8 protein-coding genes are annotated in these 11,854 nt (G+C 36.8%); 5 read left to right on the forward strand and 3 right to left on the reverse strand.

The annotated features are described in order from the left end of the window. A partial coding sequence (locus QZ019_RS07235) for a CFI-box-CTERM domain-containing protein (RefSeq protein ID WP_295483681.1) occupies positions 1-468 on the forward strand: 468 nt, incomplete at its 5' end. Positions 469-761: 293 nt separating this feature from the next. Beyond that, complete coding sequence (locus QZ019_RS07240) at positions 762-1,499, forward strand: DUF533 domain-containing protein (protein ID WP_294567115.1); 738 nt, start codon at positions 762-764, stop codon at positions 1,497-1,499. Between the two features lie 89 nt (positions 1,500-1,588). On the opposite strand, the gene hrpA is transcribed toward QZ019_RS07240, so the two are convergent. Together hrpA and QZ019_RS07250 are read right to left on the reverse strand one after the other, a co-directional pair. Continuing rightward, a complete protein-coding gene (hrpA, locus tag QZ019_RS07245; protein WP_295483685.1) occupies positions 1,589-5,572 on the reverse strand; it encodes an ATP-dependent RNA helicase HrpA in 3,984 nt (1,327 codons plus the stop codon). Continuing rightward, positions 5,565-7,313, reverse strand: a complete 1,749-nt coding sequence (locus QZ019_RS07250; protein ID WP_295483688.1) for a potassium/proton antiporter — start codon at positions 7,311-7,313, stop codon at positions 5,565-5,567. The genes hrpA and QZ019_RS07250 overlap by 8 nt, the downstream gene beginning before the upstream one ends. Positions 7,314-7,608: 295 nt before the next feature. On the opposite strand from QZ019_RS07250, the gene asnB reads away from it, so the two are divergent. The 3 genes from asnB (at position 7,609) to QZ019_RS07265 (ending at position 11,318) form a co-directional block, all read left to right on the forward strand. Further along, positions 7,609-9,303 carry an asparagine synthase B gene (gene asnB / locus QZ019_RS07255; RefSeq protein WP_295483690.1) on the forward strand — a complete coding sequence of 565 codons (1,695 nt, stop codon included), beginning with the start codon at positions 7,609-7,611 and terminating at the stop codon, positions 9,301-9,303. A 66-nt stretch (positions 9,304-9,369) separates the two neighbouring features. After that, positions 9,370-10,296, forward strand: a complete 927-nt coding sequence (locus tag QZ019_RS07260) for a hypothetical protein (RefSeq protein WP_295483692.1) — start codon at positions 9,370-9,372, stop codon at positions 10,294-10,296. 344 nt (positions 10,297-10,640) lie between these two features. Then, positions 10,641-11,318: a DnaJ domain-containing protein gene (locus QZ019_RS07265; RefSeq protein WP_295483695.1), complete on the forward strand. Its 678-nt coding sequence runs from the start codon at positions 10,641-10,643 to the stop codon at positions 11,316-11,318. Between the two features lie 69 nt (positions 11,319-11,387). Here the strand turns inward: QZ019_RS07265 and QZ019_RS07270 are convergent. Beyond that, positions 11,388-11,854 (reverse strand): Hsp20/alpha crystallin family protein (locus QZ019_RS07270; RefSeq protein ID WP_295483697.1); only part of this gene is annotated, 467 nt, incomplete at its 5' end.

Here is an 11,854-nt window from a genome sequence, read left to right on the forward strand (position 1 = left end):
AAATTAAGTCCCACTGCTGATAATATTTATTTAATAAAAGCCTCAAGCAAACATCTACATAAATTCAAAAACATTCCCGCCTACACTAAAGCCACAGAAGAAGAGTATGTTGACTTCATAAAAAATACTAAAATTCAATGTACAAAATGCGGACGTTATATGATTCCTTATATTATCTACCGCAATGACGGATTAAAGCGCAGTATCTGCCCTTTTTGCGGAAAAACTTACAAATATTTCAGTCCATGCTTTATTGCTACTGCAATTTACAAAGATCCTCTGGCAAACGAAGTTATTGCTATTCGCCGATTTAGAGATGAATTTCTGTTCTCCTTTTTTATAGGACGAATGCTCATAAAAATTTACTATCGCTATTCTCCGAATTGTGCAAAACAAATTAACAAACACAAAATATTACATTTAATTCTAAAACCTATTTTAAATTTAATTGCATATATTTACGGATGAAAGCTTTTAGACACAATCAAAATGTTTAAATTATTTACGGATTCAGCAGCAAATTTAGTTGTCGATTTGAATCCCTCCGTTATCAAAATAATTGCTTATTACTATTTAATAAGTAATGTCTTATCTGCTGCTTGTATTAAAAAAAAACAATTTTTTGTTAAAAAGCCTCAATATTTATATTAACAATCCTAGTTTTTTATTCATTTCAAGTAAAATATACACATGAACCTAAATATTGGTCACTGTTTAATGACACTGACATTGTCAGTGACAAAATACCTAAGGACGCTTATATGAAAGACTTATTTGAAGTATTAAAAGAGACTTTAAACACCAGCAGCAAAGGATTGGGTAATACCGGAACCACAAACGGAGCAACTGGTCTTTTAGGATCTGCCGCAGTCGGAGGTTTACTTGCCGCACTATTTGGTGGAAGCAAAGTATTAAAAGGCGTCGTTAAAGATACAGCTACCGTAGGCGGAGGCGCCATAGCCGGAGCTGTTGCATATAAAATTTTCCAGAAATGGGTTCAAAACAAAAACGGAAATGCTCAAGCGCAGCCTATTACCACCCAAGGAACCAATAAAGGCATCAGCGGTGCCGGTTTTACAGATCCCAACCATAATCTAACTCAGGAAGAAGGTGTTATTTCTGCAGGAGCAGATGACCGTGATGCTTTATTATTAATAGAAGCAATGATCTTTGCTGCAAGAGCCGACGGACATATTGACGAACAAGAAAATGCCGCCATTTTAAAAGCAACCCAATCTTTCAGTACTGATTCAAACTTTAATGATGTTGTTCAGATTTTCTTACAAAAACCGTTAGATCCTATTGATTTAGCTTCAAGAATTGCAAGCTATGATCAAGGTCTTGACGTTTATCGACTGTCTGCCTCTGTTATTTCACCCGACTCTTTTATGGAAAAAGCTTATCTGGAAGGCTTAGCAAAAGCCCTAAGAATAAGTGATGAAGAGCGTGAAAAACTCAATCAGGAAGCAAAAGCTCTACGTGAAGAGTTAATGTCTTAACTTTTACTACTCTTTTTAAAGACAGAAATCTTCTAAAAAGGATAGTTAAAAAAATTTCTATTTATAAAGGCGGAGTTGCTTCCGCCTTTTTATCGCATGGGAGGAAAATCCTTCACAATTCTTTGAAGTTCCTGATAAATTCTTTTATCAGATATCGGTCCTTTAACTCCAATTTGTTGAGCAAAATAAGATACTCGTAATTCTTCCAACATCCATTTAACATTTATCAGATCAAGCGGTTTGTGATCTTTAGGATAACGGGTGATTACTCCGTTATAAGCATCTTTAAGATCATCTAATTTTCTTAAATAAGAAAGATCACGATTTACATCTCTTGATACCTTTTTAATTCTTTCAATTGCCGCTTCCAGGTAACGCGGTATTTCTTTCAATCGTTCAAAACCCGTATCACAAATAAAACCTTTATAAACAAGCCCATCCAGTTGAGAGCTGACATCAGAGTAAGATCTGGCAGTATCTAAAGTAATTTTCCCTTTCAGCAACCGCTTTAATTCATGGGCTTTATACAAAATTTGTTCTACAACCTGCGCTATTTCAAGAGCGGTATCGTTTAAATCAGCTCGCACTTTTTCTTTTAAAGACATAAATGCGTCTTCATCCCATACGTTTCCGCCGTTTTTCTCCATAATATAATCAATGGACGCCAGAAAAAGATCATGAATTAAATCCTTTACTGTTCCAAGCGGTTGGTAATACATTGAAAGCTTGGCTTTATTCGGTAAATGAGTCTCTAAATAAGAAGTGGGATCTTTTAATGACAAAGCCAACAATTTACGTAAACCAGACTTCATTGCAAGCTGCTGTTTATCTTGACTTTCATAAAGCTCAAGAGCAACGGAAGATCCTTTATCCGTAAGTGCCGGATATGCTGTTATTTCAAGCGATCCTTGTTTACTTACTTTTTCTTTTTTTATTGTTCCGAAATTCCAAACAGTTGATTCTTTAACGGGCTTATGGAGTTTTACTACTTTTTGCAGCGCCTCTTTAGACAAATCCTGAAACTTTTCACGCAATGACGCAAAATTCTTTGAAAAAGCCAGTTCCTTGCCATTTATATCTTCGATTATGTATGTCATGAACAAATGCTTAGGAATTGCCGACAAATCAAAATCATCAGCTGTTACCAACTCACCGCCCATACGCGTCAATTCTTTTGCTGTCTTTACATAAATATTACCGTCATACGGAGTGAGACTTTGTTCCAAAGCTAATGCAAAATTAGGGGCAGGAATAAGGTTACGTCTTAATTTTTTAGGCAATGAACGAATAAGCTCCGCATAAAATTCAGACAGCAGTCCTGGTATTTGCCAAGCAAACTCATCAGGATTAATTTGATTTATGACTGTCAGCGGAATATGTACACAAACACCGTCTTTAGGCTCTGACGGATCAAAGATATAACTTAATTTAAGTTTTAATCCGCCATGCTGCCAATTTTCAGGAAATTCAGATTCATTAACTTTATCTAAATTATCTTTTGCTAAATCTTCAAGCTGAAAATCCAAAAAATGAGGATTATTCTTTTTTTCTTTATTCCACCATTTATCAAAGTGTCTTATAGTGACAATATCTTGAGGCAGTCTTTCATCGTAAAAGGCCTCCATGGTTTTATCATCAACTAATAAATCCCTGCGGCGTACTTTTTCCTCAACATGCTCTATTTCATCAATAAGAGCCAAATTATGTTCTAAAAAATCATACCTTTTTAAGACTTCTCCAGTTACCAAACCATCACGAATGAGAAGTTCACGGCATAACTTTCTATCAACATCCGTGTACAGGACCTGACGTGCTGTAACGATAGGCAAGCCGTAAAGAGTCAAAGACAAAGAAGCTTGGACTGCTCCGGCTTTTTTAGACCAATGCGGCTCGGCATATTTGCGTTTTATTAAGTGAGCTCCTACGTGCTCTGTCCACAGAGGATCAATTACAGCAACAGTTCTTGCAAAAAGCCTCGATGTTTCACTTAACTCCGCTGCACAAATCCATTTAGGCTTTTTCTTTGCTAATTTCGATCCCGGGAAAATTACAAATTTTATTCCGCGAGCTCCTAGATATCCGTCACCGGACGATTCAAGCATACCTAGTTGAGACAACAAGCCGGACAACACAGATCGATGAATTGATTCGTAATCAGAATCAACCTCATTGATTTTAAAATCCAATGTTTTACAAGTCGCTTTTAATTGTCGATAAACATCAAACCACTCACGAACGCGTAAATAAGAAATAAACTCTTTTTTAAGCTGTTTTTTAAAAGCAGACGTAGATAATTCTTTTTGTAATGAGGTTAAATATTCATACAGTTTTATATAGCTTAAAAAGTCTGACTTATCATCATTAAAACGACTATGAAAATTATCTGCTGCTTCTTTTTTATCCAGAGGTCTTTCTCTTGGATCCATAACCGCAAGTCCGGAAACAATGATCAGCAGTTCTTTTACGCAATGATAAGATGAAGATTCAAGCAACATACGCGCTAATCTAGGGTCAGCCGGAATCTTAGACAGATACTGTCCTATTTTGCTTAATTCAATATCATTAAAACTTTGCTTTGAGGCAGTTTGTATGGCTCCAAGCTCATCAAGAAGGCGCATACCGTCACTTATCTGCCTATCGGACGGAGCGTCAATAAAAGGAAATTTTCTGATATCACCAAGTCTTAACGCAATCATTTGCAAAATTACAGATGCAAGATTGGTACGCAAAATTTCAGGATCCGTATATTCAGGACGAGAATTAAAATCATCCTCTGAATAAAGACGAACACATATACCATCACTGACGCGACCGCAGCGTCCTTTTCTTTGGTTTGCACTTGCCTGAGAAATACGCTCAACAGGTAATCTTTGTACTTTAGTTTTTGCCGAGTATCTTCTTATACGGGCAAGACCCGGATCAATAACATATTTTATTCCCGGAACGGTAAGTGAAGTCTCAGCCACATTAGTTGCAAGAACTATACGAACACCGGTATGTTCCGTAAAAATTTTATTTTGTTCAGCTGTAGCCAAACGCGCAAACAATGGCAGAATTTCAGTATTTTTTAAATTAGATCTTCGTAAAAACGCGCTTGTTTCCATAATGTCGCGTTCTCCCGGTAAAAATACTAAAACATCACCTGGACCTTCCTGCTGCAAAAATTTAAAAGCTTTTAAAATAGCATGATTTAAATCTAATATTTCGTCTTCACTTTCATCATTGAGCTCATCATTTTCTTCTATTTCACGAACCAAAGGCATGTAGACGACATCAACAGGGAAAGTACGACCGGAAACTTCAATTATCGGAGCATCATTAAAATGTTTCGAAAAGCGTTCCGGATCAATTGTTGCTGAAGTAATAATAAGTTTTAATTCAGGGCGTACTTTTAAAATCCTTTTTATGTATCCTAAAAGAAAATCAATATTTAAAGAGCGTTCGTGGGCCTCGTCAATAATGATGCAGTCATAATTTAAAAGCAGACGATCACTTGCCGTTTCAGCAAGTAATATACCGTCGGTCATAAGTTTTATATAAGAGTGCTCGGATCCCAAATCCGTAAAACGCACTTTATAGCCGACACTTTTTCCCAAGGTTTCATGTAATTCATCTGCAATACGGGCTGCTACCGCACGTGCAGCTATTCTTCTTGGTTGGGTATGTCCAATATATCCTTTGATACCCAATCCCGCTTCAAGACACATCTTGGGGATCTGCGTCGTTTTACCTGAACCTGTTTCACCGGCAATAATAACTACCTGATTAGATTTTATTGCTGAAATAATTTCATCTTTTTTAAGACTTACCGGTAAATTTTCATCAAAGGAAAATTTAGGCTTTTGATCTATTCTTGTTTTTATTTCATTTTGAGCTTCAATAAGCTTCAATAAAAAAGTGTCTTTTTCATTGTCAAAGACACTTTTTGGACTGTTTATAAGCTTTCTAAAGTCTCCTGACAAAATTCGGCGATTCTGATAGGAGACTTCATTCAATCGTTTTTTTACATCATCTAAAAATGACTTATCTATCCATTCATTTTTTTTATTATTTTCTGTTTTTTTCTCAAGCATGATTAATATCGTAAGTTTCTGGTACAAGTTTAGTCAGACCGACTTTATTGACTTTATCGCCTGACATTTCAACGACAGTCAAACGCACGTCAATAAGAGAAATACTTTCACCGGTCTCAGCAAATCCGCCGATATGATAATCCATAAATTCAGATAAATTCATATCTTCTTCAAATGAAGTCAGCTCAATTCCATACGCTTTTGACAGCTCACTCATTTTCTCACTGCCGTTTAAAATGATATCGCCAGTATAACGCTCTAAATATTTAGGCGGCTTATCTTGAGCAAATACCGAATTAAATAGAATTTCATCAGTACTATGTCCGATAACGCTTACAATATCTCCTCGCTTTAACTGCAAATCACCCTGAGCTTTTAAGATATGACTGTCCCTGAATATTGCAGCAATGCGTGAACGCTTGGGGAATCTTAAAGAGCGAAGAGACACTCCTTCCATTCCCTCGCGTTTTATCTCATAGTTATATAAAGCAAAGTCATCAGAAACTAAAATGCCCAACTCGGATTTATTAATAGGAGCGTCTGAAGCCGGTGCATAAACCTTAAATAATTTTGCGGAAACGACTAAAGAAGCCCCCTGCACCAATAACGAGAACAAAACTACAATGAAGGCTACATTAAAATAAAGCTGAGCATCAGGAACGCCCTTCATAACAGGATATATAGCCAACACAATAGGTACGGAACCGCGTATTCCGACCCATGACATAAAAGCTATCTCTTTATTTGTGTAGCGTTTAAAAAACGGTTTAACGCACAAAAATACGGCAATAGGACGAGCAATAAAAGCCAAAACTAATGCGAGCATAATGCCGGGCACGGCGTACTCAAGCATTTTATGCGGAGTTACTAACAAACCTAAGAGTAAAAATAAAGTTATCTGTGCAAGCCAAGTCAACCCTTCACCAACAGGAAGAATGTAACTTAAAGGTCTTATATCCTGATTACCGATAAACATACCGATAATAAATATTGCCAAGAATCCTGAACCGCCCAAAGACGCAGTAACAGCAAAGCCGCATAAACCTATACCGAGAACCAGCAACATATATAAACCGGAACTGATATTGATCATCGGAATTACCAAACGAGCGAAGAAACCGAATGTGACACCCAGGAAAATACCAATTAAAAATTGACTTAAAAAGATCATGGCAATTTGAACCGCACCGGTAGCTTCCTGATTTACCGCTGAAATAAGTACCACGGTAAGCAAAATCGCCATAGGATCGTTAGTTGCAGATTCAATTTGCAAAGTGGAACTGATTCGCTCTTTTAAATGGACTCCGCCGTTTCCCAACAATGAAAACACAGCTGCAGCATCAGTTGAACCGACGATTGAACCGACAAGCATTGCTTCAACAATAGTAAGATCAAAAAGCCAATAAGCTCCCAATCCGGTAATTGCCGAAGTAAACACAACACCTATTGTCGCCAATAAAACCGACTCTGATGCAACAGATCTGAATGTTCTGAAATTGGTACGCAATCCTCCGTCAAGCAATATAACGGCCAACATTAAGTTTGCTATAAAGTAAGCTGAAGAATAATCGTTATAAACGATATGGAAAAAAATGCCGTCCTCGCCCGATAACATACCGATAGCTAAAAACAACAGCAAAATCGGCGTTCCGAAAACAGCAGAAAGTTTACTTGCTAAAATAGCAATAGTTAAAAGCAAACCTCCGATAAAAAAGACGTAATTAATGTCAATATTGGCCACTCTGGTATATTCCTGAAAAAAGGGGGAGAAACAAAAAAGATCGCACTATATTAAAGGATAAAAATAATATTTTTGAGTATGTTTGATAAAAATTTTTAACAAGGTCATAAAAAAAATTTTAACACTTTAAAATCAAACAATTAATTATTAATATCCGATTTTGCCGACAGACGAAGCTGCACCATATCTAAAAGCAGCAGCGTCCATTATCTATCATTGTTAATTTAAGTGTTTGCCCTGAAAGTTCGTCTAAGCTAAAATCTACACATATTTTTTATTGTTAAGGATTTTTTCCATGTGTTCTATTTTCGGAATTTTAGACATTAAAGAGCATCCTGAATCTTTGCGTCGTACCGCTCTTGAAATGTCACGCCGTCAACTTCACCGCGGTCCCGATTGGGAAGGAATTTACCAAGGTGAAAAAGCTATTATCGTCCATGAAAGATTATCTATCGTTGATCCTTCAAACGGTGCACAGCCTTTATATAATGATAATCGCACTCATGTTTTAGCCGCCAACGGTGAAATTTATAATCACAAACAATTAAAAAGTGAACTTACCATTCCGTACAATTTTAAGACCGGTTCTGACTGCGAAGTAATTTTAGCTTTATACGAAGAATTCAAACAAACCGGAAAGCCGTTCCTTGATCGTCTTGTAGGTGATTTTGCTTTCCTTATTTATGATGCAGAAGACAATACTTATTTTGTCGCCCGTGATCACATGGGTATCGTACCTGTCTATGTAGGTTCCGATAATGAAGGACGTTTTTACGTTGCTTCTGAAATGAAAGCCTTGACTCCGGTTTGCGATACCGTAAAAGAATTCCCTCCCGGATCCTACATGTATTCAAAAGAAGATCGCGAATTCCATCGTTATTACAAACGTGACTGGATGGAATACGACAATGTTAAAGACAATAAAACTTCAGTTGAAGATTTGAAAAATGCTTTAATGGACAGCGTCAAGCGTCAGCTGATGTGTGACGTTCCATACGGTGTTCTTTTATCAGGTGGCCTTGATTCATCTGTAATTTCTGCAATTGCAAAACACTTTGCAGAAAGACGAGTTGAAGATGACGGCAAGACAGAAGCTTGGTTCCCGCGCCTGCATTCTTTTGCCATCGGTCTTGAAGGTGCACCAGATCTTAAAAAAGCACGCGTTGTTGCTGATTATCTTGGTACTGTTCACCATGAGATTCATTACACTATTGAAGAAGGCATAGACGCGCTGCGTGACGTTATCTACCATATTGAAACATATGATGTCACCACTATTCGTGCCTCAACTCCTATGTACCTCATGGCTCGCTACATTAAAGCCATGGGTATCAAAATGGTATTATCAGGTGAAGGATCTGATGAAATTTTCGGCGGATATCTCTATTTCCATAAAGCTCCTAATGCTAAGGAATTCCATGAAGAGCTCGTCCGTAAATTATCCCAGCTTCACTTATATGACTGCTTACGTGCCAATAAGTCATTAATGGCTTGGGGTGTCGAAGGTCGCGTTCCTTTCCTTGACAAAAAATTCCTGGATGTTGCCATGCACGTAAACCCTCAGGATAAAATGTGTCCGGGCAAAACTATCGAAAAGAAAGTTCTGCGTGAGGCATTTGAAGGCATGCTTCCTTCAGAAGTTTTATGGAGACAAAAAGAACAGTTCTCCGACGGTGTCGGTTATTCTTGGATTGATGCTTTACGTGATTATGCAGAGAAACAAGTTTCCGATCGTAAATTTGCCGAACGAGCCGATCGCTTCCCGGTTAACACTCCTGTCACCAAAGAAGCATATCTCTATCGTGAAATCTTTGAAGAGCTGTTTAAGCTGCCTTCAGCAGTTAAGACGGTTCCTTACGGAAAATCCGTTGCTTGCTCAACTGAGACTGCAATTGCTTGGGACGAAAAGTTCAAAAACATGGCAGACCCTTCAGGACGCGCCGTAACGGATATTCATGATAATGCTTATGAAATGGGACATAAGCTTTAATCCTTTTAATATTGGCAATAAGGCTGCCTTACGGCAGCCTTAAATTTATTAGCGACATTTGATCTCATGGCTTTAACTGGTCTTACAAGAACTCCTTATTATCCGGTTTTATCCGCCCTATTGCCGCAAGACAATAATAGTGTTTTATTGTTATCAGCATTACTTTATTGGTGTTCTCGTTTCCGTAACAGTGCCTTTAATGAAAGAACCCATATAGGACAATTTGCCGTTCATTTAAATCTTTCCATTGAACAAATCAGAAAATCACTTCATGAGATAAAAAAATTAGAAATCCTCAATGAAAAACGTGAGTTAATTGAAACACAAAAAGATCCTAAAGACGGGAATCAAAATCCATCAAATAAAATAAAAGAAAACATTCTGCTTAGCATCAACTACAAAAAACTATCTGAACTGCTAAAAGAGCACAATATAAATTTAAGTCCTAAAGTATTAAAGCACAGTGCAGATGACAGCTTTGACTTTTTTGCAACAATAGGTGACTACGCCCTTCCTCTTGAACAAAAATTAATCGGCTGTGCCAAAGATAAAATCTTTACCGATGTTGCGTATGCTCTTTCAAAGCTTTTAGTTTACATAGCAAATTTTGAAGAGGATTTTGCTTTTAAGGCCCTAGCTCCCGGATGGAGAATGTTAATTCAACCTCCTGCAACCTATAAAGATATAGCTTCACGCTGGCTAAGCGAAGATGACAGAGCGATTGATATTGAATTTAGCGATGGAACATTTTTCCTGCCGGACGGAGATAAATATGGAGCTCAAGAACATATATGCTTACAAAGAGGCAAGAAAGAAGAGCCTAAAATTCTTGCCTCAGCTTTCCTTTTAACAGCTCAAGCGGCATCGAAAAATCAGCTGCGTTTTATCTCTGATCTTGATCCAAAAAACATAGAAAAAGCCATCAGTCTTGTACACAAAGCATTAAATGTAAAAGTTGAACTTTTAGATCTTTATTACAAAGAGTTTATTTAGATAGATGCCTGATTAAATATTGACTTTCACCGTTATCTAAGGAAAGACTTAAAGATAACAACCTTGTAAAGGATTTATGAATGGGACGTTTTCTAAGATTTTTCTTAGTGCTTAACATGTGGTTAGGCTTTAACTACGGCATTATTGTCAATCTCTACAGAGCACTGCCGACATTTGATCGTCCTTTATTTATTTTTATCTACGTCATGTTGGTGGTAATTCCGCCTTGTCTTTTTTATACCTACCTTACTTTTATTTTTGAGAAAAATTATGTCCATTCTTATGAATTAAAAAAGTTCATTAAAAAGAAACTGCATTTAAATCATAATCTTCTTGAAACTCTAATGATAAGTGCCGGACTTGTCTTTCGTGACGGAGGATACCTTTCCCAGGAGTTTACATTAAGACTTAATCTTCTAAAAAAACAGATAAATTTAAGTTCCGAACAAGAAATTATTTTTAACAAAGCTTTTCAGGAAGGACAAAATGTTAATTTTCCCATTAAAGCCTTTATACGGTATTTAAGTGTAATACGAAAAATTTACGGACCACATCTGTGCTCCTGGCTATTTATAGCCCTTTTAAAATTACTTGAAGATACGAATAACAGGCATATCTACCCGCAGAATTTACTTAAAACATTAGAAAGATTACGTTCAGGGCTTAAATTAAAACAAGACGTATACTACCGTCTTGAAAATAACTTTTTACTATTTGACAGCGAGCAAAAATCCAATTTCACAAACAACTCAAAGTACACTTATTTTTATTCATTTTCAGAACTGGATGAAGTAGAACAAAAGCTCAAAAATGCCTACCAAACTTTAGAACTGCCAAACAATTCTTCAGCAGAAGACGTTCATCGGCAATATCGTAAACTCATATTTAAATATCACCCCGATCGTTTATCAGAACATCAACGGCAAAATCCTGCAATGATAAAAGAAGCAAAAGAGAAAATCGAAGCAATTTATTCTGCTTATCATCTAATTTGCGAACACCAAAACAAAAAAATCGGCTGAGTTTTTCTCAACCGATTAAATTTAAGATTTCAGATTCGCTCTGAGGCTATTATTTTTATTTATTCTTTTTTACTTAACTTCAATATTACCAACAGTCTTACGTTCAATCTTCTTAAGTTCAACTTTCAAAGTACCGTTTTCAAAAGATGCGTCAATTCCATTAGGATCAACATCATCAATTCCTATAGAACGGTTGAAAGTTCCAGATGATCTTTCACGGATCAAAAATCCGGTCTCCTCATCTTTTATGTTCTGATGAGTATGATGCTCTGCTTTTATCGACAGAATGCCGTTATCATAACGTAACTCAATATCCTGCTTTTTAACGCCCGGCATATCTGCGTGCAATTCATACTTATCACCGCAATCTTTCAAATCAATTTTAAAATCATCCTGCATTGCAGAAAGCGGACGAAACATTTCATCAAAATCACTCAAAGGACGACTCATTAAATCCCAAATAGTAGCAGGTGCATTTCTAACAATGGCTATTTCGGGACTGGCGTTGACTTTCCCCTTGATGAACCTTGCAGCGG

The sequence above is a fragment of the uncultured Succinatimonas sp. genome (assembly GCF_905203285.1).
Taxonomy (GTDB): Bacteria; Pseudomonadota; Gammaproteobacteria; order Enterobacterales; family Succinivibrionaceae; genus Succinatimonas.